This is a genomic window from Agrococcus sp. TSP3-2-1, assembly GCF_049897585.1.
GTDB lineage: Bacteria > Actinomycetota > Actinomycetes > Actinomycetales > Microbacteriaceae > Agrococcus.
Map to the genome: position 1 here is coordinate 206,961 of NZ_JAFCWN010000002.1, position 21,615 is coordinate 228,575.

22 protein-coding genes are annotated in these 21,615 nt (G+C 73.2%); 10 read left to right on the plus strand and 12 right to left on the minus strand.

What is annotated here, in order from left to right; translation table 11 throughout:
• Positions 1-10: 10 nt before the first annotated feature.
• The 4 genes from ACP7BI_RS03515 to ACP7BI_RS03530 form a co-directional block, all read right to left on the minus strand.
• Positions 11-1,276, minus strand: coding sequence for an MFS transporter (locus ACP7BI_RS03515; protein ID WP_425843782.1), 1,266 nt, complete (start codon positions 1,274-1,276; stop codon positions 11-13).
• Positions 1,273-1,692: a MarR family winged helix-turn-helix transcriptional regulator gene (locus tag ACP7BI_RS03520; RefSeq protein WP_425843783.1), complete on the minus strand. Its 420-nt coding sequence runs from the start codon at positions 1,690-1,692 to the stop codon at positions 1,273-1,275. The genes ACP7BI_RS03515 and ACP7BI_RS03520 overlap by 4 nt, the downstream gene beginning before the upstream one ends.
• 72 nt (positions 1,693-1,764) lie before the next feature.
• Positions 1,765-2,094, minus strand: coding sequence for a hypothetical protein (locus tag ACP7BI_RS03525; protein WP_425843784.1), 330 nt, complete (start codon positions 2,092-2,094; stop codon positions 1,765-1,767).
• Between the two features lie 40 nt (positions 2,095-2,134).
• Positions 2,135-3,370 carry a phosphotransferase family protein gene (locus tag ACP7BI_RS03530; protein WP_425843785.1) on the minus strand — a complete coding sequence of 412 codons (1,236 nt, stop codon included), beginning with the start codon at positions 3,368-3,370 and terminating at the stop codon, positions 2,135-2,137.
• A 100-nt stretch (positions 3,371-3,470) separates the two neighbouring features.
• On the opposite strand from ACP7BI_RS03530, the gene ACP7BI_RS03535 reads away from it, so the two are divergent.
• On the plus strand, positions 3,471-5,057 hold the full coding sequence (locus tag ACP7BI_RS03535) for an ATP-binding protein (protein WP_425843787.1): 1,587 nt from the start codon (positions 3,471-3,473) through the stop codon (positions 5,055-5,057).
• Positions 5,042-5,704: a response regulator transcription factor gene (locus ACP7BI_RS03540; protein ID WP_425843788.1), complete on the plus strand. Its 663-nt coding sequence runs from the start codon at positions 5,042-5,044 to the stop codon at positions 5,702-5,704. The genes ACP7BI_RS03535 and ACP7BI_RS03540 overlap by 16 nt, the downstream gene beginning before the upstream one ends.
• A 22-nt stretch (positions 5,705-5,726) precedes the next feature.
• Here the strand turns inward: ACP7BI_RS03540 and ACP7BI_RS03545 are convergent, their stop codons facing one another.
• From ACP7BI_RS03545 to ACP7BI_RS03560, 4 genes are all read right to left on the minus strand, one after another.
• A complete protein-coding gene (locus ACP7BI_RS03545; RefSeq protein WP_425843790.1) occupies positions 5,727-6,845 on the minus strand; it encodes a phosphotransferase in 1,119 nt (372 codons plus the stop codon).
• 86 nt (positions 6,846-6,931) lie between these two features.
• Positions 6,932-7,414: a MarR family winged helix-turn-helix transcriptional regulator gene (locus tag ACP7BI_RS03550; RefSeq protein WP_425843792.1), complete on the minus strand. Its 483-nt coding sequence runs from the start codon at positions 7,412-7,414 to the stop codon at positions 6,932-6,934.
• A complete protein-coding gene (locus ACP7BI_RS03555) occupies positions 7,411-8,028 on the minus strand; it encodes a CE1759 family FMN reductase (RefSeq protein ID WP_425843794.1) in 618 nt (205 codons plus the stop codon). The genes ACP7BI_RS03550 and ACP7BI_RS03555 overlap by 4 nt, the downstream gene beginning before the upstream one ends.
• Positions 8,025-9,206 (minus strand): LLM class flavin-dependent oxidoreductase, encoded by a 1,182-nt coding sequence (locus ACP7BI_RS03560; protein ID WP_425844070.1) that lies wholly within the window; start codon positions 9,204-9,206, stop codon positions 8,025-8,027. Before ACP7BI_RS03560 ends, ACP7BI_RS03555 begins: the two co-directional genes overlap by 4 nt.
• A gap of 184 nt (positions 9,207-9,390) precedes the next feature.
• Here ACP7BI_RS03560 and solA point away from each other — a divergent pair, with 184 nt between their 5' ends.
• Positions 9,391-10,533: an N-methyl-L-tryptophan oxidase gene (solA, locus tag ACP7BI_RS03565; protein ID WP_425843795.1), complete on the plus strand. Its 1,143-nt coding sequence runs from the start codon at positions 9,391-9,393 to the stop codon at positions 10,531-10,533.
• 13 nt (positions 10,534-10,546) lie between these two features.
• Here solA and ACP7BI_RS03570 read toward each other — a convergent pair whose 3' ends face one another.
• Positions 10,547-11,863 (minus strand): uracil-xanthine permease family protein, encoded by a 1,317-nt coding sequence (locus ACP7BI_RS03570; RefSeq protein ID WP_425843797.1) that lies wholly within the window; start codon positions 11,861-11,863, stop codon positions 10,547-10,549.
• 107 nt (positions 11,864-11,970) lie between these two features.
• On the opposite strand from ACP7BI_RS03570, the gene ACP7BI_RS03575 reads away from it, so the two are divergent.
• On the plus strand, positions 11,971-12,489 hold the full coding sequence (locus ACP7BI_RS03575) for a VanZ family protein (RefSeq protein WP_425843798.1): 519 nt from the start codon (positions 11,971-11,973) through the stop codon (positions 12,487-12,489).
• Here the strand turns inward: ACP7BI_RS03575 and ACP7BI_RS03580 are convergent.
• A complete protein-coding gene (locus tag ACP7BI_RS03580; RefSeq protein ID WP_425844072.1) occupies positions 12,483-14,159 on the minus strand; it encodes a thiamine pyrophosphate-dependent enzyme in 1,677 nt (558 codons plus the stop codon). The genes ACP7BI_RS03575 and ACP7BI_RS03580 overlap by 7 nt on opposite strands.
• A 398-nt stretch (positions 14,160-14,557) precedes the next feature.
• Between ACP7BI_RS03580 and ACP7BI_RS03585 the strand changes: the two genes are divergently transcribed.
• Entirely contained in the window at positions 14,558-16,816 is a 2,259-nt protein-coding gene (locus ACP7BI_RS03585) for an ATP-binding cassette domain-containing protein (protein WP_425843800.1), read from the plus strand.
• 6 nt (positions 16,817-16,822) lie between these two features.
• Here ACP7BI_RS03585 and ACP7BI_RS03590 read toward each other — a convergent pair whose 3' ends face one another.
• Entirely contained in the window at positions 16,823-16,972 is a 150-nt protein-coding gene (locus ACP7BI_RS03590; protein WP_425843801.1) for a hypothetical protein, read from the minus strand.
• Positions 16,973-17,014: 42 nt separating this feature from the next.
• Here ACP7BI_RS03590 and ACP7BI_RS03595 point away from each other — a divergent pair, with 42 nt between their 5' ends.
• Positions 17,015-17,299 (plus strand): hypothetical protein, encoded by a 285-nt coding sequence (locus tag ACP7BI_RS03595; RefSeq protein WP_425843803.1) that lies wholly within the window; start codon positions 17,015-17,017, stop codon positions 17,297-17,299.
• Positions 17,300-17,309: 10 nt separating this feature from the next.
• Positions 17,310-18,206 (plus strand): alpha/beta hydrolase, encoded by an 897-nt coding sequence (locus ACP7BI_RS03600; protein ID WP_425843804.1) that lies wholly within the window; start codon positions 17,310-17,312, stop codon positions 18,204-18,206.
• Between the two features lies 1 nt (position 18,207).
• Here ACP7BI_RS03600 and ACP7BI_RS03605 read toward each other — a convergent pair whose 3' ends face one another.
• Positions 18,208-18,891 (minus strand): helix-turn-helix transcriptional regulator, encoded by a 684-nt coding sequence (locus ACP7BI_RS03605; protein ID WP_425843805.1) that lies wholly within the window; start codon positions 18,889-18,891, stop codon positions 18,208-18,210.
• Between the two features lie 131 nt (positions 18,892-19,022).
• On the opposite strand from ACP7BI_RS03605, the gene ACP7BI_RS03610 reads away from it, so the two are divergent.
• The 3 genes from ACP7BI_RS03610 (at position 19,023) to ACP7BI_RS03620 (ending at position 21,613) form a co-directional block, all read left to right on the plus strand.
• Positions 19,023-19,469 (plus strand): hypothetical protein, encoded by a 447-nt coding sequence (locus tag ACP7BI_RS03610; RefSeq protein WP_425843807.1) that lies wholly within the window; start codon positions 19,023-19,025, stop codon positions 19,467-19,469.
• A gap of 62 nt (positions 19,470-19,531) precedes the next feature.
• Positions 19,532-20,554 (plus strand): alpha/beta hydrolase, encoded by a 1,023-nt coding sequence (locus ACP7BI_RS03615; protein WP_425843808.1) that lies wholly within the window; start codon positions 19,532-19,534, stop codon positions 20,552-20,554.
• Between the two features lie 9 nt (positions 20,555-20,563).
• Positions 20,564-21,613 (plus strand): lipoate--protein ligase family protein, encoded by a 1,050-nt coding sequence (locus tag ACP7BI_RS03620; protein WP_425843810.1) that lies wholly within the window; start codon positions 20,564-20,566, stop codon positions 21,611-21,613.
• Positions 21,614-21,615 lie beyond the last annotated feature (2 nt).

Consider the following 21,615-nt stretch of genomic DNA (forward strand, 5'->3'; position numbering starts at 1 on the left):
CTCCAGCGCGCTACTTCGCGATGTCGATCTGCTCGGTGGGCGGCGGCAGCGTGAGCGTGCCCGTGCGGCTCATGCGGTCGGAGCGGCGCACGCGCATCCACCAGATGGCGCCGACCGCGAACGCGACGAGGCACGTGCCCGCGGCGACGAAGAGGCCCGCGCGAGGACCCCACGCATCCGCGACCCAGCCGACGATCGGCGCGCCGATCGGGGTGCCGCCCATGAAGACCGCGCCGTAGAGCGCCATCACGCGGCCGCGCATCTCGGGGGCGCTCGTGAGCTGCACCATCGAGTTGGCGTTCGTCATGAACAGCTGCGCCGTGAAGCCGGCGACGACGAGCGCGACGCCGAACAGCACGATGTGGGGGGCGACCGCCGCGGCGAGGCAGCCGAAGACGAACAGGCCGAGGCCGCCGATGATGAGCGTCCATCGCGGCCGCGCCGCACGGGCGGCGAGCAGCGCGCCCGCGACCGAGCCGATCGCCATCGCGCTCGAGAGGATGCCGAACGTGTCGGCCTGCGCCTCGTACTCGACGCTCGTCATGGTCGAGATGTAGATGGGGAAGTTGAGCCCGAACGTGCCGAGGATGAACGCCATCGTGAAGACGATCATCAGGTCGCCGCGCTTCTTGACGTAGCGGAAGCCGGCGACGATGTCGCCGAGGCCCTTCGCGCCGCGCGGGCTCGGCCGCAGCTCGTCCGTGCGCAGCCGCACGAGCGCGACGATCATCGCGATGAACGTCATGGCGTTGATGAGGAACACCGGGCCGGGCGCGACGAGCGCGATGAGGAGGCCCGCGACGGCCGGGCCGACGAGGCGCGCGCCGTGGAACGAGGCGGAGTTGAGGGCGACCGCGTTGGCGATGTCGTCCTGCCCGACGATCTGCGAGACGAACGCCTGGCGCGCGGGGTTGTCGAACGACTGCACGATGCCGAACGCGAGCGCGAACAGCTGCACGTGCCACAGCTCGACGACGCCCGCGGTGACGACGATGCCGAGGATGAGCGCGAGCACGCCCATCGCCGATTGGGTCACGAGCAGCACCTTGCGCCGGTCGTACTTGTCGGCGATGAGGCCCGAGACCGGCACGAGCAGCAGCTGGGGCCCGAACTGCAGCGCCATGTTGATGCCGACCGCGGTCGCGTCGTTGTTCGTGAGCACCGTGAGCACGGTCCACGACAGCGCGGTGGACTGCATCCACGCACCGATGTTGGAGATGAGGGCGCCGGTGAACCAGGTGCGGTAGTTGAACAGGCGCAAGGAGCGGAACATCATCGTTCGGCGAGCCTCTGGATGATGGGGATCGCGCGGATGAGCGCCTCGCGGTCCTCGGGGCTCAGCGCGTCGATCGCCTCGGCGAGCGCCCGGTTGCGGCGCTCGCGCGTCTCGGCGATCATCTGCTCGCCCTTCTCGCTGATGGCGAAGAGCACCATGCGGCCGTCGCTCGGGTGGTCGCGGCGCTCGACGTAGCCGAGCGACTCGAGGTGCTGGAGCGTCTTGACCATGCTCGGCGGCTTCACGCCCTCGCACGCGGCGATGCGGGCGAGGGTGGGCTCCTCGACGACCTGCAGGGCACCGAGCGCCGAGAGGTGGTGGAGCGAGAGCGCCTCGTCGACCCGCTCGGCGCGCATCCGCCTGCCCATGCGCACGAGAGCGACCCGGAAGGCGTCGGCGAGGGCGGTCGTCAGCATTTCGTTAGTCTACCAAACGACCGCCCGGGAGGTCGACCGCGATCGCGCCGAGCGGCGCGCGGGGGAGCGGGTTCAGCCGTTCGACGCGGCCGAGTCGGCGCTCGCCGAGTCGGCCGGCGCGACGGGGGCGGGGGCCGGTACGGGCTCCGGAGCGGGAGCCTCCGTCGCCGAAGCAGGCGCCGTCGGCGACGGCGCGAGGATCGTGCCCGCGGCAGCCTTCCCCTCGAGTGACGATCCCGCGCCGGTGCTCGCCCGGTCGCCGCGCAGCTCGACGCCCGAGACCGGCGAGCCGGCCGCATCCTGCACCTGCATCGCGCTCGCGATCCCCATCGCGCCGACGCTGAGGCCCGCGAGGGTCAAGGCTCCCGCGGTGCCGACGAGCACCCACTGCTTCCGCTGCATGCCTCCAGCCTCGACGGCCTCGGTGAGGGCAGGAGGACGCTCAGATGAGAGGGCTCTCATCTGCACCTCGCAGGATCTCGCGGCCGAGCGCGAGCTCGACCTCGGCGGTCTCGAGGTCGCCGCGCTCGATCGGGGCGAGCGCGTGCGCGAGCACGTGCACGGCCGTGCGGTGGGCGACGCGTGCCATGCCCGGTCGGTCGGGCACGAGCCAGCGCGCCGCCGCCGCGTCGAGCAGCCGCCGGAAGCCCGCCGCGCGGCCCTCGTCGCGCCGCGCGAGCGCGATCGAGGCGATGAGGTGCCCGATGAGCGCCGCCTCGTCGTCGGCCGGGTCGCCGAGCCCCGCGGTGTCGATGTCGATGACGCTCGCGACCGCGCTCGCGTCGTCGGCGTCGACGAAGAGCTGCCCGACGTGCAGGTCGCCGTGGATCGTGCGCCGCTCGGTCTCGTCGACGACGAGGGCGGATGCGTCGGCGCCCGTCACGACCTCCGTCACGGCGGCGAGGTGGTCGCGGAGCGTCGCCGACGGGCCGCCCGCCGGGCCGTCCTCCGCCCGCGCCAGCGCCGCGGCGATGCGCCCGAGGTACCAGTCGTGCCGCAGGCCGAGCGAGGCGCGCGCGTCGCGGCCGGCGTCGACCGCGGCGATCCGCTCGCGCAGCGCGTCGATCGAGTCGAGCAGCCGCTCCGGCTCGAGCTCCGCGAGCCGCGAGGTGAGCGGCAGCCCCTCCGCCGTCTCGGTGAGCACGATGCCGAGCTCCGACCAGCCGGTGATGTGCGGCACGGGCACGCCGCCGGCGCGCAGCGACTCCTGCAGCTCGACGATCGAGCCCGAAGCCGCGGGCCGCACGATCTTGAGGTACGTCTCCCGCTCGCCCGCGCGCATCCGGAACATCGCGCGCTTGCCGGGCCGGTAGACGAGCAGCTCGGGCGGGCGGTCGATCGAGACGCCGAGCCGGCCCATGAGCGTCGCGGCGGCGCCGGGGAAGGATGCGGGCGCGAGCGCGGGCAAGCGGGGGTCGGCGGGGTGGAGCCAGATGCGCGCGTCGGGGCGCTCGGGCTCGCCGAGCACGAAGCCCGTCTCTGCCTCCACGCGCTTCCCGGAGGTGTCGACGTACCAGTAGCGGGTCTGGGGCGAGAGCTCCTCGAAGCCCGTGAGGGCGCCGCCGCCGAACGGCTCGCGGCTGATGATGCGCAGCTCGCCCTCCAGCTGCTCGCCGAGGGCATCGCGCAGCATCCGCTCCTCGGCGCTCATGGCGGGCCCGTCGATCGCTGCGTCCACACGGCCATTCGACCAGATCGGCGCGCTCCGCGGGCTGATCGTGAGGCGCCTCTCATCGACGCCTCATCAGGCCCCGGTCCTCGGCCGGTTGAATGGGACCATGGCCGATCCCGAGCGGAGGCGACTGCGCCCATGGACGGTGCGCTCGCGCATCGTCGGGCTGCTGACGGTGCTCGCGCTCGTGTCGGCCTTCGTCGCGGGCGGCGTCGCCTACATCGCCGAGCGCTCGCGCACGCTCGAGCAGATCGAGACGAACCTGCGAGCGGCGCTCGAGTCGGCGAGCTTCATCGTCGCCGACGACGAGTGGACCGACTCCGAGCAGGCGCTGCGGGCCGTCGTGCAGCGCCTCGCCCCCGACGACAACACGGGCACGCTCGGCATCGTCGACGGCCGCGCGGCGCTCGTGCCGGGCATCGCGGCAGACGTGCCGCTCGACCGGCTGCCCGGCTTCGTCGAGCGCGTCGTCGCCGAGACCGCCGAGCACGAGGTCGTGGTCGGCACGTACGCGGGGGCCTCGCGCACGGTGCGCTACCTCGCGGCGCCCGTCGTCCTCGGCGACGTCGACGCGAGCGCACCGCCCGGCACCGTGTTCGTCACCGGCTACGACGTCGGCGCCGAGCTCGCCGAGCTCGACGGTGCCGCGCGCGTGTTCTCGATCACGGCGCTCCTCACGACCGCCGCGACGTTCCTCGTGGGACTCGCCGTCTCCGATCGGCTGCTGCGCCCGATCCGTCGGATGCGCGAGGTCGCCGAGCGCTCCTCGGCCGCGAGCCTCTCGGAGCGCATCCCGGTCGGCTCGAGCCGCGACGACGTGTCGCAGCTCGCCGTCACCGTCAACGGCATGCTCGACCGGCTCGGCGGCGCGCTCGACAGCCAGCGCGAGCTGCTGCGCGACGTCGGCCACGAGCTGAAGACCCCGATCACGATCGTGCGCGGCCACCTCGAGCTCGTCGACCCGCGCGACCCTGGCGACGTCGAGGCGACCCGCGAGCTCGCGATCGACGAGCTCGACCGCATGGCGCGGCTCGTCGACGACCTGCGCGCGGCCGCGCGGCTGCGCGACCCCGGCGCGTTCGAGCTGCGGCAGACCGACGTCGCCGCGCTGCTCGGCCAGATCGCCGACAAGGCGCGCGCGATCGACGGCGCCGAGCTCGAGCCGGTGACCCCGGTCGCGGCGCTCGCGATCCTCGACCCGGACCGCATCACGCAGGCGATGCTGCAGCTCGTCGCGAACGCCGTGCGGCACGCGCGCGGCCCCATCGCGCTCGGTGCGCGCGTCGAGGGCCGCGACTTGCAGCTGTTCGTCCGCGACCGCGGCCCCGGCGTGCCCGACGAGCTGAAGCCCGTCATCTTCGAGCGCTTCCGCCGCGGCGTCGCCGAGGGCCGCGGCGACGGCGGCTCGGGCCTCGGGCTCGCGATCGTGACGCTCATCGCGGAGCGCCACGACGGCACGGCGACCGTCGTCGATGCGCCGGTGCCGGGCGGGTCCGTGCCGGGCGGGTCCGTGCCGGACGGCCACGTGCCGGATGCGTCGCGCGGCTCCGAGTTCCGGCTCACCCTCCCGGGTGCCGTCGTCCCCGTCGCCGGTGGGACGCATCCGCCCAGGAACGTCGAGCGCCGCCTGCCCGGCCCCGACGCCCGACCCCACGAGACCGACAGCGAGGAGCAGGCATGGCATCGATCCTGATCGCGGAGGACGAGGCGCGCATCGCGTCCTTCGTCGAGAAGGGACTCGCGGCGGCGGGCTTCTCGACCCGGGTCGCGACGACGGGGCCCGAGGCGCTCGACCTCGCGCTCACCGATGGGTTCGACCTGCTCGTGCTCGACCTCGGGCTGCCGGGCATGGACGGCTTCGAGGTGCTCGCGCAGCTGCGCGGCTCGGGCTCGACGATGCCCGTCATCATCCTCACCGCTCGCGCCGGCGGCGCCGACACGGTCGCGGGGCTCGAGGGCGGCGCCGACGACTACATGGCCAAGCCCTTCCGCTTCGACGAGCTGCTCGCGCGCGTGCGGCTGCGGATGGCGAGCGCGGCGTCGAGCGGGCAGCCCGTCGCCGAGCTCGCCCACCGCGGGCTCGCGCTCGACGTGCGCACGCGGCGCGCGAGCGTCGACGGCCGCGAGGCGGAGCTCTCGGGCCGCGAGTTCGCGCTCGCCGAGGAGCTCGTGCGGCACGCGGGGCAGGTGCTCTCGCGCGAGCAGCTGCTCTCGCGCGTGTGGGGCTACGACTTCGATCCCGGCTCGAACGTCGTCGACGTCTACATCCGCTACCTGCGGAACAAGCTCGGCGCCGAGCGCATCGAGACCGTGCGGGGGATGGGCTACCGGCTCGTCTGAGCGCGGCCTCGCCGGTGGCTGCTCAGCGCCGGGGCCGGAGCCCCGTGACCTCGAGCGCGCGGTCGAGCAGCAGGCCCGCCGCCTCGGGCGAGCGCTCGGCGGCGCGGATGCCGTGGCCGAGCAGGTGCAGTGCGGCGAGGGCGCGCGAGTGGGCGGTGTGGAGCCAGCGCTCCTCGGCCGCGTCGGCGAGGTCCTGCAGGAGCTCCGCGTCGGCCGCCCGCCCGGCGACGTCGTTGCGCACGGCGCTCGCGGTCGCGTGCCCGACGAACGCCGCGCTGTCGTCGGCGGGGTCGCCGAGCCCCGCGGTGTCGACGTCGATGACCGACGAGACGGCGCTGCCGTGGAAGAAGAGCTGGCCGATGTGCAGGTCGCCGTGGATGACGCGCGGCGGCCCGACCCGGCGCGCGTCGGCGAGGATGACCGGTGCGAGCGCGCGCACATCGCCGACGCGGTCGGGGAGCGCGTCGCCGAGCCGGGCGAGGTGCCAGTCGACGCGCGTCGCGACCGAGGCGCGCGCGATGCGGCGCGTGCGCACGGTCAGCAGCCGCTCGCGCAGCGCGTCGACCGCGTCGACGACGTCGTCGGCCGGCATCGTCGCCGCGGTGACGGGGCCGGGCGTGCCGATCGCGTCGCGCACGACGACGACGCCCGACGGCGACCAGTGCACGACCTCGGGCGCGGGCACGCCCACCGAGCGGCACGCCTCGTGGATCGCCACGAGGTCCTCCGCCTCGGCGGGCCGCACGACCTTCACGAACAGGTGCACGCCGTGCTGCGTGATGCGCACGACGGCGCGGCGGCCGGGCCGGTAGGCGAGCACGCGCGCCTCGATCGCGCCGCTGCTGCCGGCAGCGGCCGAGATGCGCGCGAGCCGCTCGGGGTCGACGGCCGTGCGGAGCGCCGGCAGGCGCGGGTCGAGCGGATGCTTCCAGATGCGGGCGACCGGGGCGCCGTCGCCTGCGCGGACGACGAAGCCCGTCTCGACGGCCACCGGCAGCCTCGAGGTGTCGACGAACCACTCGCCGGCCCACTCGCCGTCGTCGATCGTGAAGCGCGCGATGCTCCCGTGCCCGAACGGCTCGACGGCGATCAGGCGACCGGTGCGACCGATCGCCTTCTCCAGCAGCGCCTGCTCACGCATGCACCCATCGTCGCAGGCGCGGGCGACGATCGGGGTACGGATGCGTCGGGAGCGCCCGGCGCGGCCCACGGATGCGCTCGCGGCGGCTACTCGGCCGCGTCGGTCGCCGCGGTCGCGCCGCCGAGCAGGCTCGAGCGCAGCGGGCCGAACACGCGGTGCAGCACCGCGATCGCCTCGTCGTCGAGGCCGCCGAGGAAGAGCTCCTCGACGTGCCGGGCGTGCACGGGACGCGCCTTCCGCAGGCGATGCCGCCCCGCATCCGTCAGCACCGCCTCGGTGCCGCGGCGGTCGGTCGGGCTCTGCTCGCGCCGCACGAGCCCCGAGCGCTCGAGCGCGGCGACGCGGTACGTGAGCCGGCCGGGCGCGAACGCGATCGCGCGCGCGAGGTCGCCCATGCGCATCCGCGAGCCCTCGGCCTCGTGCAGCACGAGCAGGATGTTGAACTCGCCGAGGTCCATGTCGGCTGCGTCCTTGAGGCGCCGCTCGAGCTCGTTCTCGAGCAGGCTCGAGCCCTCGAAGTACTCGCGCCATGCCTGCGAGGCCGACGGGCGGCCGCGAGCCGCGCTCACGCGTGCCCCAGCATCTGCTCGAACGAGACGAACGCCTCGCTCTCGACGTCGAAGGGGTCGGCTTCGCGGCGGCGCGGGAGCGCGACCATGAGGTCGGCGAGCTCCTGCCCCTCGCGGGCGATGCGGCGGTCGAGGCCGGTGGCGGTGCCCCAGTCCTCGCTCGCCGCGAAGACGCCGGTGGGCACGACCTGCGCCTTGAGGTAGGCGAACATCGGCCGCATCGCGGTGTCCATCACCATCGAGTGGCGGGCCGAGCCGCCCGTCGCGCCGAGCGCCGTCGGGATCGAGGCGAGCTGCCCCTCCTCGATGACGTCGAAGAACGACTTGAACAGGCCCGAGTAGGACATGTTGAACGTCGGCGTCACGGCGATGATCGCCTCGGCGTCGACGACCTCCGCGATCGCGGCGGCGAGCGCCTCGGACGGGTTGTGCGTGAGCATGTGCGAGGCGATGTCCTGCGCGAGCGGGCGCAGCACGACGTCGACCGCCTCGGCGGTCTGGCCGTGCGCGGTGAGCGCCGAGAGCGTCGCGTCGCGCAGTCGGTCGGCGAGCAGCTTCGTGCTCGAGGGCTCGCCGAGACCGGCGGAGACGACCGCGATCCGGGGCGAGCTCATCGCGCGTCCGTCGATCGCTGCGCGATCGCCGCGCCCGTGTCGAGGTCGCTGCGCGCGCCCTGCTCCTGCCACGCGCGGCCCTGCTCGCCGAGCTGCGTGCCCGCCTCGCGCGCCGCGGCGACGCGCGCGGCGTGCGTGGGCGCATCCGGCACGCCGGGCTGGCGCACGCGGTCGAACTCCTGCCGCAGCACCGGCACGACCTCGGTGCCGAGGATCTCGATCTGCTCGAGCACCTCCTCGAGCGGAAGGCCGGCGTGGTCGATCAGGAAGAGCTGGCGCTGGTAGTCGCCCGCGAAGTCGCGGAACGAGAGCGTCTTCTCGATCACCTGCTCGGGCGTGCCGACCGTGAGCGGCGTCGCCTCGGTGAACTCCTCGAGCGAGGGGCCGTGCCCGTAGACGGGCGCGACGTCGAAGAACGGGCGGAAGCGCTCCTTGGCCTCGCGCTCGGTGGGCTTCATGAAGATCTGGCCGCCGAGGCCGACGATCGCCTGCTCGGGCTCGCCGTGCCCGTAGTGCGCGAAGCGGTTGCGGTAGAGCTGCACCATCCGCTCGGTGTGCTCCTTGTTCCAGAAGATGTTGTTGTGGAAGAAGCCGTCGCCGTAGTACGCGGCCTGCTCGGCGATCTGGGGCGAGCGGATCGAGCCGTGCCACACGAAGGGCGCGACGCCGTCGAGCGGCGCGGGCGTCGAGGTGTAGCCGGTGAGCGGCGTGCGGTGCTTGCCCTGCCAGTTGACGACCGGCTCGCGCCACAGCTTGTGCAGCAGCGCGTAGTTCTCGATCGCGAGCTCGATGCCGTCGCGGATGTCCTTGCCGAACCAGGGGTAGACCGGGCCGGTGTTGCCGCGGCCGAGCGTGAGGTCGACGCGGCCGTCGGCGAGGTGCTGCAGCATCGCGAAGTCCTCGGCGATCTTCACCGGGTCGTTCGTCGTGATGAGCGTCGTCGCGGTCGAGAGGATGAGCCGCTCGGTCTGGGCGGCGATGTAGCCCAGGATCGTCGTGGGCGAAGAGGAGAAGAACGGCGGGTTGTGGTGCTCGCCCGCGGCGAAGACGTCGAGGCCGACCTCCTCGGCCTTCTTCGCCATCGCGACCCACGCGCGGATGCGCTCGTGCTCGGTCGGCGTGCGACCGGTCGTCGGATCCTCGGTGATGTCGCTCACCGAGAAGATGCCGAACTGCATGCTGCTCATCAGGGTCCTTCCGTCGCGAGCAAGTGTTTCAAAATCGAATAGTTAGTGCAACGGCTCGTGCCGCAAGGGTATTCCTCCTCGCGGCAGATCGTTCAAATCCGTCGGATATCGCGAGCGCGTCCCCGTGTTGCGGGCGGATGCGTCGGGCGGCTGCGCGCGTCGGTACGGTTCGAGCATGGGTGCGCAAGCGGACGTCGCGGTGATCGGGCTCGGCGCGATCGGCTCGAGCGCCGCGTGGCGGCTCGCCGCTCGCGGGCTCGACGTCGTCGGCATCGACCAGCACGAGCCGGGGCACGCGTGGGGCGGCTCGCACGGCCGCACACGGCTCTTCCGGGTCGCGTGCCTCGAGCACCCGGGGCTCACGCCCATCGCGCGCCGCGCGCGCGAGCTCTGGCGCGAGCTCGAGGCCTCGAGCGGGCAGGAGCTGCTGCTCGAGACCGGCGCGGTCATGATCGGCCGGCCGGGCTCGCGCATCATCGAGGGCACCCTCGCCGCGGCTCGGGAGCACGACCTGCCGGTGGAGCGGTTGACCCCCGACGAGCTCGGGCGGCGGCTCCCGGGGCACGCGCGGCTCGAGCCAGGCGACATCGGCCTGTGGGATCCGGAGGCGGGGATCCTCCGGCCGGAGGCCGCGATCGTCGCGGCCGTCGACGCCGCTCGCGCCGCCGGGGCGCGCGTCCGCACCGGCGAGCGCGTGCTCGCGGTCGAGCCGGACGGCGACGGCGTCGTGGTGCGGCTCGCGGCGGGCGACGTGCGCGCCCGCCGGGTCGTGCTCGCGGCGGGGCCGTGGATCGGGCAGCTGGCCGACGTGCCGCTCGTGCCCCATCGCGTGGTCATGACGTGGTTCCGCGCGCAGGGCGGCCACGACGCATCCATCGACCGCCTGCCGGTCTTCATCCGCACCGCGCCGGGCACCGGGCAGTGGATCTGGGGCCACGGCGCGCTCGCGGGCGACCTCGCGAAGGTCGGGCCGGAGTTCGACGGGCCGTTCGCGCCCGACGATCCCGACGCGATCGACCGCGAGGTGCACGCGGGCGAGACCGACGGGATCGCGGCGCTCGTCGCGGCGACCTTCCCCGACCTCGACCCCGAGCCGGCCGAGTCGACGACGTGCATCATGGCGCACACGCCCGATGGGCAGTTCCTCGTGGGGCCGACGGATGCGTCGGGCAGGGTCATCGTCGCGGGCGGCTGCTCGGGGCACTCGTGCAAGCACGCCGCCGCGCTCGGGGAGCTCGCTGCCCAGCTCGTGGTCGACGAGCCGCCGTTCGCCGACATCGGCTTCCTCGACCCGCGCCGCTTCGCCCTCGCCGACTGAGCGGCGCGGGGCCTCAGTCGGTCGTCGTCGTCGCGGGCGGCGCGTGGTCGTCGCGCACCGCCTCGGGGCGGCCGCGGAGCCGCTCGAGCCCGGCCATCAGGTGGTAGATCACGAGGGTCGCGACCGTGCCGAGCACGATGCCGCCGAACGAGATCTGCCCCGAGGCGAGCGTGAAGTCGGCGATCGCCACGATGAGGCCGACACCGGCGGCGAACTGGTTGCGCGGGATCGAGAAGTCGACCTTGTTCTCGACCCAGATGCGCACGCCGATGATGCCGATGAGGCCGTAGAGCGCCGTCGTGACACCGCCGAGCACGCCGTCGGGGGTCGCGAAGATGACGGCGCCCACCTTGGGGCTCAGGCCCAGCAGCACCGCGGTGATCGCGGCGATCCAGTAGGCGGCCGTCGAGAACACCCGCGTCGCGCTCATGACGCCGATGTTCTCGCCGTACGTGGTCGTCGGCGAGCCGCCGAACGTGCCCGCGATCGTGGTGGCGATGCCGTCGGCGAAGAGCGCGCGGCCAGCGAGCGGGTCGAGGTCGCGGTCGAGCAGCTGGCCGACGCCCTTGACGTGCCCGAGGTTCTCGGCGACGAGCGGCAGCACGACCGGCACGAACATCAGGATCGCGGGCAGCAGCGCGGGATCGAAGGTCGGCGACGTGAAGGTCGGGAGCCCGATCCACGCGGCGTCCTCGATCGCCTCGAGCTTCTCGGGGTCGACGCGGCCCGTCAGCAGCGCGATGACGTAGCCGAGGACGACGCCCAGGAGGATGGCGAGGCGCGCGACCATGCCGCGGAAGAGCACCGCCGTCAGGACGATCGCGAGCAGCGTGATGGCCGCGAGCAGCGGGTCCTTCACGAAGTTGTCGCGCGCGGCCGGGGCGAGGTTGAAGCCGATGAGCGCGACGATCGTGCCCGAGACGACCGGCGGCATGACCGCGCCGATCCAGCGGGTGCCCGAGAAGTGCACGACGACGCCGACGAGCGCGAGCAGCAGCCCGACGAGGATGACGCCCGAGAGGGCGAAGCCGGAGCCGCCGATCTCGGTCGCCGCGCCGATCGGCGCGAGGAAGGCGAACGACGAGCCGAGGTAGCTCGGGAGCCGGTTCTTCGTGATGAGGAGGAACAGCATCGTGCCGAGCCCTGAGAACAGCAGCGTCGTCGACGGCGGGAAGCCGGTGATGATCGGCACGAGGAAGGTCGCGCCGAACATCGCCACGACGTGCTGCATGCCGAGGCCGATCGTGCGCGGCCAGGCGAGCCGCTCCTCGGGGAGCACGAGGTCGGAAGCGGTGAGTCGCGACGCGTCGCGGAGGCGCCAGGTGAACATGCGGTTCCTTCGGTGGTCGGGGCGGCGGCGACCGCCTCTCGGATCGTAGTCCGCAGTCATCCGCTCGGGCGACGCGCGCGGCCGGCGATCCCGGCTACCGTCTCGAGGTGCTCTCGACGATCCTCGCCGCCTACCCGTGGCTCGCGCCCGCGGCCCTCGCCGCACTCGTGCTCGTGTGCCCGCTCATCGGCGCGCTGCTCGTCGGCCGGCCGCGCGCGGCCTGGATCCTCGCCGCCCTCGCGGCGCTCGCGGTGCTCCTCGCGACGCTGAGCCCGACCGGTCGCGAGCTCGAGGTCGGCTGCGTGCTCGAGCTCGAGGCCCGGCTCACGGCGCCGGAGCCGCTCGCGAACGTCGTGCTCACGGTGCCGCTCGCGCTGCTCGTCGGCGTCGCGACGCGCAAGCCGGCGCTCGGCGCCGCGGTCGCGGTCGCGCTCGCCGTCGCGATCGAGGCGGTGCAGGCGCTCGCGCCGGGGCTCGGCCGCTCGTGCGCGGCCGACGATGCGCTCGCGAACGGCGTCGGCGGCGTGCTCGGCGCCCTGCTCGCGCTCGCGGCGCTCGCGATCGCGCGCCGAGCGCGGCCGGCCGTCGACCGCCCGGCCGCACGGCGCATCCGCACCCCTCAGTAGGCCTGCTCGCGCTGCTCCGTGACGACGTGGAGCAGCACGAACCGCTCGCCCTCGCGCCAGAGCCGCACCGCATCTGCGACCGCGGCCGGCACGTCGGCGTCGCGTTCGACCGCGATGCCGTGCCCGCCGTAGGCGCGCGCGAGCATCGCGAAGTCGGGGTTCTCGAGCTGCGTGCCGGAGACGCGGCCGGGGTGGCGGCGCTCCTGGTGCGTGCGGATGGTGCCGTACTCCCGGTTGTCGACGAGCACGACGAGCGGCGTCGCGCCGACCTGGGCGGCGGTCGCGAGCTCCTGGCCGTTCATGAGGAACTCGCCGTCGCCCGCGATCGAGACGACCTGCCGCTCGGGGAAGTGCAGCGAGGCGGCGACCGCCGAGGGGATCGAGTAGCCCATCGATCCGTTGCCGCAGCTCACCATCGAGGGGTAGGCCCGCGTGGGGAAGTAGCGGTGCGCCCAGTTCGTGTGCTCGCCGGCGCCGAAGGTGACGAGCGCGTCGTGCTCGAGCTGCGGCACGAGGTGCGCCATGACGGTCGCCATCGAGGCGCGGCCCGCGCCGGGCTCGAGGCCCGGGAGCGCGCTGAAGGCGACCTGCTGCTCGCGCAGCCTCGCGGTCCACTCGGCGCGGCGCTCGTCGGGCGCGAGCTCGATGCGCTCGAGGTCGCGGGCGAAGGCGCTCGGGCGAGCGAGGATGTGGTGGCTCACGGCGCCCGAGCGGCCGCGCAGCGTCGGGTCGATCGAGACGAGGAAGTTGCGCCGCTCCCAGCCCTGCCGCACGAGGAACCCGTTCGTGACGACGTCGCCGGGGAGCGTGCCGACGAAGACGAGCAGGTCGCACTCCTCGAGCACGTCGAGCGTCGGCTTCGGCCGGCCGTAGCCGATCGGGCCGGCGTAGGAGGGGGAGCCGAACGGCACGATCCCCTCGGTGCGCCACTCGGCGACCGCGGGCAGGCGGTACCGCTCGAGCCAGCGCGTGAGGCGGTCGGATGCGTCGGCGTCCCAGTCGCTGCCACCGGTGACGAACAGCGGCTTCTCGGCGCTCGCGAGCGCATCCCGCAGTGCCTCGAGGTCGTGCGCGGTCATGCCGCCGTCGGCGACCGGCAGCTGCGGCTGCGGGTGGCGCTCGATCGACTCGCGGATGACGTCCTCCGGCAGCCCGATCACGACCGGCCCGGGGCGCCCCGCGCGCGCGAGGAACAGCGCGTCGGCGACGACCTCCTGCGCGCGCTCGGCGACGTCGAGCGTGACGACGCTCTTCGCGCCGGCGGCGAACCAGCCGTCGACATCGAACTCCTGGAACGCCTCCTTGTGGCGGTGCGCGAGCGGGATGAGGCCGATGAAGAGCACCATCGGCGTCGAGTCCTGCCACGCGGTGTGCACGCCGACGAGCGCGTTCGCCGCTCCCGGTCCGCGCGTCACCATCGCGATGCCGGGCAGCGGCCCGAGCTTGCCCTCCGCCTCCGCCATGTACGCCGCGCCGCCCTCGTGGCGGCACACGACCGTCTCGATGCTCGAGTCGTGCAGGCCGTCGAGCACCTCGAGGTAGCTCTCGCCCGGCACGACGAACGCACGCCGGATGCCGTGCTCCTCGAGCACGCGAACGATCGCGTGCCCTGCCGTCTCGGTCATCGGGTGGGGATGCGTCGGGTCGGCCTGGCGCGTCGGCGCGGGCATGAGCTGGGTCAAGAGTGCTCCAAGTTTCGGCAGGAGTGATGCGAGGGATGCGTCGCCATCGCGTCGGGCGGGTCGCCGAGCGGGCGCTCACGGGGCCGTGATGCTCGCGGGTGGCGCGCGTGGCCGAGGGATCGAAAGTGCCGAACCGCTCCCGAGGCTATGCGCCGCGGTGCCCGACGCGATCGGGGGCAACGCGCGAAAGATCGTCGCATCTTCGCTCCGTGCCAAGACGAGCGCTGCTTCCCGACTCGCAGAGTGCCGTCACTCTGCGGTCAGCACCCGACCCGAACGACAGAGTGGCGCCACTCTGCGCCGGACACTCGGGCGGAACGACAGAGTGGCGGCACTCTGCGGGGAGCGACCGCGCCCGGGTGGGCGGCCCGCGCTAGGTTCGCTGCGTGATCGAGCACATCGCCGTGCGGGGCGCGCGGGAGAACAACCTGCAGGGCGTCGACGTCGACATCCCGAAGCGGCAGCTGAGCGTCTTCACGGGCGTCTCGGGCTCCGGCAAGTCGAGCCTCGTGTTCGGCACGATCGCCGCGGAGTCGCGGCGCCTCATCGACGAGACGTACGACGCGTTCGTGCAGGGCTTCATGCCGCCGTCGCCGCAGCCCGACGCCGACAGTCTCGAGGGTCTCACCGCCGCGATCCTCGTGAGCCAGGAGCAGATGGGCGCGAACTCCCGCTCGACCGTCGGCACCGCGACCGACGCGTACACGATGCTGCGCGTGCTCTACTCGCGCGCCGGCACGCCGCGGCTCGAGTCGTCGGTGATGCTCTCCTTCAACGACCCGCGCGGCATGTGCCTCGCGTGCGAGGGCCTCGGCCGCGTCTCGACGATCGACGTCGACGTCATCGTCGACCGCTCGAAGAGCCTCAACGAGGGCGCGATCGACTTCCCGAACTACGGCGTGGGCACCTGGTACTGGAAGATCTACGCCGACTCCGGGCTGCTCGACCCCGACAAGCGGGTCGCTGACTACACCGACGATGAGCTCCACACGTTCCTGCACGGCGAGGAGCGCAAGGTCACGTTCGCCGGCTTCAACATGACCTACGAGGGCCTCATCCCGAAGCTCCGCAAGAGCGTCTTCGTCAAGGACGTCGACTCGATGAAGCCCACGCTCCGCGCGATCGTCGAGCGCGCCGCGACCTTCGAGGCGTGCCCCGAGTGCGGCGGATCGAGGCTCAACCCCGCAGCGCGCGAAGTGCGCGTCGAGGGGATCACGATCGCCGAGGCGACCGCGATGCAGCTCACCGACCTCGCCGCCTTCGTCGCCGCCATCCCGCCCGCCGCGGGCGGCGCCGCGACCGCGCCGCTGCGCGCGAGGCTCGTCGACCTGCTCGAGACCTTCGACGCGATCGGCCTCGGCTACCTCTCTCTCGACCGCCCGGCCGGCAGCCTCTCGGGCGGCGAGGCGCAGCGCACGAAGATGGTGCGCCACATGGGCTCGGCGCTCACCGACGTCACCTACGTCTTCGACGAGCCGACCGCGGGGCTCCACCCCCACGACGTGCAGCGCATGAACGGCCTGCTGCAGCGGCTGCGCGACAAGGGCAACACCGTGCTCGTCGTCGAGCACAAGCCGGAGGTGATGGCGATCGCCGACCGCGTCTTCGACCTGGGTCCGGGCGCGGGCGTGCACGGCGGGAGGGTCGTGTTCGAGGGCACGTTCGACGAGCTGCGCGCCTCCGGCACGCGCACGGGCGAGCACCTCGAGCACCGGCAGCAGCTCAAGGCCGAGGTGCGGACGCCCGCCGGCAGGCTCGAGATCCGCGACGCGCGCGAGCACAACCTGCAGGGAGTCGACGTGGATGTGCCGACGGGCGTGCTCGTGGCCGTCACGGGGGTCGCGGGCTCGGGCAAGTCGTCGCTCATCCACGGCTCGCTGCCGCGCGACGGCGTCGCGTTCGTCGACCAGTCGGCGATCAAGGGCTCCCGGCGGTCGAATCCCGCGACCTACACGGGCATCCTCGAACCCATCCGGAAGGCCTTCGCGACCGCGAACGGCGTGAAGCCCGCGCTCTTCTCCGCGAACTCCGAGGGCGCGTGCCCCGAGTGCAAGGGCCTCGGCGTCATCTACTCCGACCTCGCCTTCATGGCCGGCGTCACGACGCCGTGCGAGCTGTGCGGGGGCCGGCGCTTCACGGCGGAGGTGCTCGAGTACGAGCTGCGCGGCAAGTCGATCGGCGACGTGCTCGACATGTCGATCGAGGAGGCCGCCGCGTTCTTCACCGAGAAGCAGGTACGGCCGATGCTCGGGCGGCTCGTCGACGTCGGCATCGGCTACATCACGCTCGGGCAGACGCTCACGTCGCTCTCGGGCGGCGAGCGGCAGCGGCTCAAGCTCGCGATCGAGATGGGCACGACCGCCGACGTCATCGTGCTCGACGAGCCGACGACGGGCCTCCACATGGCCGACGTCGACAACCTCATCCGGCTCCTCGACCGCATCGTCGACGCCGGTCGCACGGTCATCGTCATCGAGCACAACCTCGACGTCGTCTCGCGCGCCGACTGGCTCATCGACCTCGGCCCCGGCGCGGGCGCGCAGGGCGGTCGAGTCGTGTTCGAGGGCACGCCGATCGCGCTCGCGACCGAGCCGGGCGACTCGCTCACGGGCCAGCACCTCGCGAAGCGGCTCGCGGCGGTGTGATGCAGCTCAGTCGACCGGGCCGGTGAGCTCGCGCACCGCGCGGGCCACCGCAGCCGGCCGGTCGTTCGCGATGTAGTAGCCCGAGCCCGCGGCGGTGGAGATCCGCAGGTCGGCGGCCGTGCCCCGCCACGGCCCGAGCGTCGCCTCGCTGAGCACCGGATCCTCGCCCGCGCGCACGATGCGCGTGGGCGGCGCGAGGTGGCGCCCGTCCCCGTCGAGGCGCTCGTCGAGCAGTCGGCACGGGCGATCGAGCTCGTGACCGGACCGCTGCGCGTGGGCACTGCAGCGCGGCTCGCGCTCTTCCTCGAAGCGTCTCGCGACGAGCGCCTGCGCTCCGCGAGCGAGGGCATCATCCTGCACCGCATCGCGCGACACGACGAGCGCGACCCACGGCCGCTGCTCGAGGCCGTCGTGCGTGGCGCGCTCGCGGCTCCCGCCACTCACCCGGCCGCGCTGTCGGCGGCTCCCGAGCAGTCGACGTAGACTCCGCGGCATGCAGATCACCGCCCTCCGCGACGAGTCGACGTTCGTCGACCTCCAGGGGGTGACGATCCACCTCTACAAGTGGCAGCCGGGGAAGCCCAAGGGAGCGGTGCTCATCGCGCACGGCCTCGGCGAGCACGCGCTGCGCTACGAGCACGTCGCACAGCGGCTCGTGCAGTCCGGTTACGCCGTCTGGGCGATCGACCAGCGCGGGCACGGCGCGACGGGCGTCGAGCAGCACGGCGGCGACCTCACGAAGCTCGGCCGCGTCGGTCCCGGGGGCGTGCGCGCCGTCGTCGGCGACCTCGTGAACGCGCTCAAGCGGCTGCGCGCGGCGCACCCCGCGATCCCGATCGCGATCCTGGGTCACTCGTGGGGCTCGCTCTCCACCCAGATCCTGCTCAACAGCCACAGCGATCTCGTCGACGCGGCGGTCCTGAGCGGTACCGCCTATCGCGTGCCGGGCTGGATGAATGCCGGCGACCTCAACGCGCGCCACGCCCACCTCGGCACGACCGGCTTCGAGTGGCTCTCCCGCGATCCCGCCGTCATCACCGCGTTCGTCGACGACCCGCTCACCTTCCCCGCCGACGCGCGCCGATCCTTGGGCGTCGTCGACGGGCGTCGCCTGTACGGCGTGCCGAAGCGCATCCAGCCGCCCATCCCGCTGCTCATCGCGGGCGGCTCCGACGACTCGCTCGGCGGCGCGAAGTCGCTGCGACGGCTCGCGGAGGCGTACCGCCGTCGCGGCGGCCTCGACGACGTGACGCTCACGATCTACCCCGGCGCGCGGCACGAGATCTTCAACGAGATCAATCGCGCCAAGGTGCTCGACGACCTGGCCGCGTGGCTCGACGAGCGACTGTTCGAGCCTCGGGTCGAGACCGAGCGCCCGATCGGCAGCTGACTCAGCCCGCGCTCGGGCCGATCTCGAGCACGACGCAGCACCGCCCCGGTGCGGGGTCCAGGCGCGCGTGCACCGCCCCGGGTGCGAGTGCCTCGACGAGTCCGCCGATCAATGAGGCGTTCATGCCGCAGACGAGCGCGGTGTGCGCGCGCGAGAGCTCGTGGAAGGGGCAGTTCGCGAGCTCCACCACGTCGCCCTCTCGGTGCGGCTCGAAGCCGAGCTCCGCGAGCGCCGCGGCCGCGGCGTCGAGCGCGTCGCCCGCCGGCACGCCGCCGCGCGTCGCGAGCGCTCGGCCGCGCTCTCGCGCGACGCGCGCCACGGCCGCCGCCACCGGTTCGCCGGTCGCGGTCGCCGCATCGATCGCGCTCGCGAGCAGGGAGCCGGCGAGGTCGTACTCGCGCGGCGGCAGCGAGACCGCGACCTCGCGATCGGCGCGCCGGTACCGCTTCGCGGGGCGCCCGGCGCCTGGGCCGGAGCGTCCCGGGGCGCGCGCGTAGTCGGCTTCGAGCAGTCCCGCCCTCTCGAGCCGCTCGAGGTGGAATCGCACGCGGTGCAGCGGCATGTCGAGGGCCGCGGCCGCCTGCTCGCGCCCGACGGGCGCGCGCTGGGCGACCACGAACTCGTAGAGCGCTCGGCGGGCGTCGTCGGCAAGCGCCGCCACTGCCGCGGTGTCGTCGTCCGGCATGCGGAGCCCTTCTATCGAGCGAAGATCTTGACGATACAGTACGTCGGGTCTATCGTGCGGATCAATGACAGTTACAACCTGATCCGCCGGCGGATCACCGCTCGCGGATCCTTCGAGGAAGGAGCGGTGCCATGGCCACGAGCGTCTCGCCCACCACCGCACGCGGTGGGAGCCGCGATCGGATGCCGGCGCGCAGCGCCTCGGCGTGGGCATTCCTGCTGCTGCGATCGGCCTTCACCGTCGCGCCGATCCTGTTCGGGATCGACAAGTTCACCAACCTGCTCACCGACTGGACGCAGTATCTGGCGCCCTGGATCGACGCGATCGTGCCCGGTGACGCGCAGTTCGCGATGTGGGGCATCGGCATCGTCGAGATCGCCGCGGGTCTGCTCGTCGCGGTGCTGCCCCGCTGGGGAGGCCTCGTCGTGGCGGCCTGGCTGCTCGGCATCATCGTCAACCTGCTGACGCTGCCGGGCTACTTCGATGTCGCGCTCCGCGATGTCGGGCTGCTCGCGGGAGCGCTCGCGCTCGCGCTCCTCGCGCGCGACCACGACCGCCGGGTGCGCACGGCGGCCTGAGCCGGCGCGAGCGCGGAGCCGCGCTGGCTGCCGGTCGGCGCGGTTCCGCTTAGGCTGGCTCGATGGCAGAGCCGTGGATCCCCGACGTGCTCGGCGCCCCGTTCGAGCAGCGCACGCTCCCGCTCGGCGACGACGCCGAGGGCGAGCTCGTCGCGACGCTCGTGCGCAGCCTGCCGGGTTGGGGGCAGCGGTTGCTCGCGCCCCTCGACGACGTCGATGTCCTGTATGTGCACGGATGGTCGGACTACTTCTTCCAGGCAGAGCTCGCGCGGGCGTGGAACGACCTCGGTGCCCGCTTCTACGCGCTCGACCTGCGCAAGTACGGCCGCTCGCTGCGCGACGGGCAGACCCCCGGCTACGTCGACTCGCTCGACGCCTACGACGACGACGTCGCCGCGGCCCTCGACGCGATGGGCCATGCCGGTGAGGAGCGCTCGCGACGGCTCGTGCTGCTCGGCCACTCGACCGGCGGCCTCACGCTCACGCTCTGGGCCGCGCGGCACCCGGGCGTCGCCGCTGCGCTCATCCTCAACAGCCCGTGGCTCGAGCTGCAGACGGGCGCGGTCGCGCGGCAGGCGATCGCGCCGCTGCTGCGTGCCCACGCGCGAGTCGCGCCGCTCAGCGCACCGCCCGCGATCGAGCTGAGCACCTACGCGCGGGCGCAGCGCGAGATCGGCTCGCTCCCCGCCGCCGAGGGGCGAGAGCGCTGGCGTCCCTCCGAGGCCTTCGCGGTCCACCCCGGCTGGCTCAACGCCGTCCTCGCCGGTCACCAGCAGATCGCAGCCGGCGTCGATGTCGGCTGCCCCGCGCTCGTGCTGCTCTCGGCGCGCTCGATGCCGCCCTTCCGATGGGTCGAGGGGCTGACGAGATCCGACTCGGTGCTCACGGTCGACGACATCGCCCGCGCGGCGACGCGGATCGGATCGCTCGTCACGATCGCGCGGATCGAGGACGCCATCCACGACGTCTTCCTCTCGTGGCCGCAGCCGAAGGACGAGGCGTACCGCGTGCTCCGCGCGTGGTCGACCGCGACGCTGCGCGGGCCGCGGTCCGCCCGCCCGCGAGCAGCGCTCGCGCGCGCTTAGGCTGGGGCCATGCACGGCGAGTACAAGGTCCCCGGCGGAAAGCTCGTGGTGGTCGACCTCGAGGAGCAGGACGGCCGCATCGCCGGCTTCCGCCTCGCGGGCGACTTCTTCCTCGAGCCCGACGACGCGCTCGCCACGATCGACGCGGCCGTCGACGGCCTGCCGGTCACCGCGACCGCCGCCGAGATCGGCGATGCGATCAAGCGCGCGCTGCCGCAGGAAGCGGTGCTGCTCGGCTTCACGCCCGAGTCGGTCGGCGTCGCGATCCGGCGCGCGCTGCAGCACGCGAGCTCGTTCAGCGACTACGAGTGGACGATCATCGACGACGAGCCGCGCCTGCCGATCGTGCACGTCGCGCTCGACGAGGTGCTCACGGAGGAGGTCGGCAAGGGCAACCGCGGCCCGACGCTGCGGTTCTGGAACCTGTCGGGCCCCGCCGTCTACCTCGGCTCGTTCCAGTCGTTCAAGAACGAGGTCGAGCCCGACGCCGCCGACCGACACGGCATCCCCGTGCTGCGCCGCATCACCGGCGGCGGCGCGATGTTCTCGGAGCCGAACAACGCGATCACGTACTCGCTCTACGTGCCCGGCGACCTCGTCTCGGGGATGAGCTTCCAGGACTCCTACGCCTTCCTGGATGCGTGGGTCATCGAGGCGCTCAAGGGGCTCGGCATCGACGCGTTCTACGCGCCGCTCAACGACATCACCTCGGCGAAGGGCAAGATCGGCGGCGCGGCGCAGAAGCGGCTCGCGGGCGGCGCCGTGCTGCACCACGCGACGATGTCGTACGACATCGACGCGGACAAGATGACCGAGGTGCTGCGCATCGGCAAGGAGAAGCTCTCCGACAAGGGCACCACGAGCGCGAAGAAGCGCGTCGACCCGCTGCGCTCCCAGACCGGCATGGAGAAGCCGGCGGTGCAGGATGCGCTGAAGGCCAGCTTCCGCAGGCTCTACGGTGGCACCGACGGCGCGCTCACCGACGCGGAGCTCGCGGAGGCCGACGAGCGCATCCGCTCGAAGTTCGGCACGAAGGAGTGGCTGCACCGGGTGCCGTGACC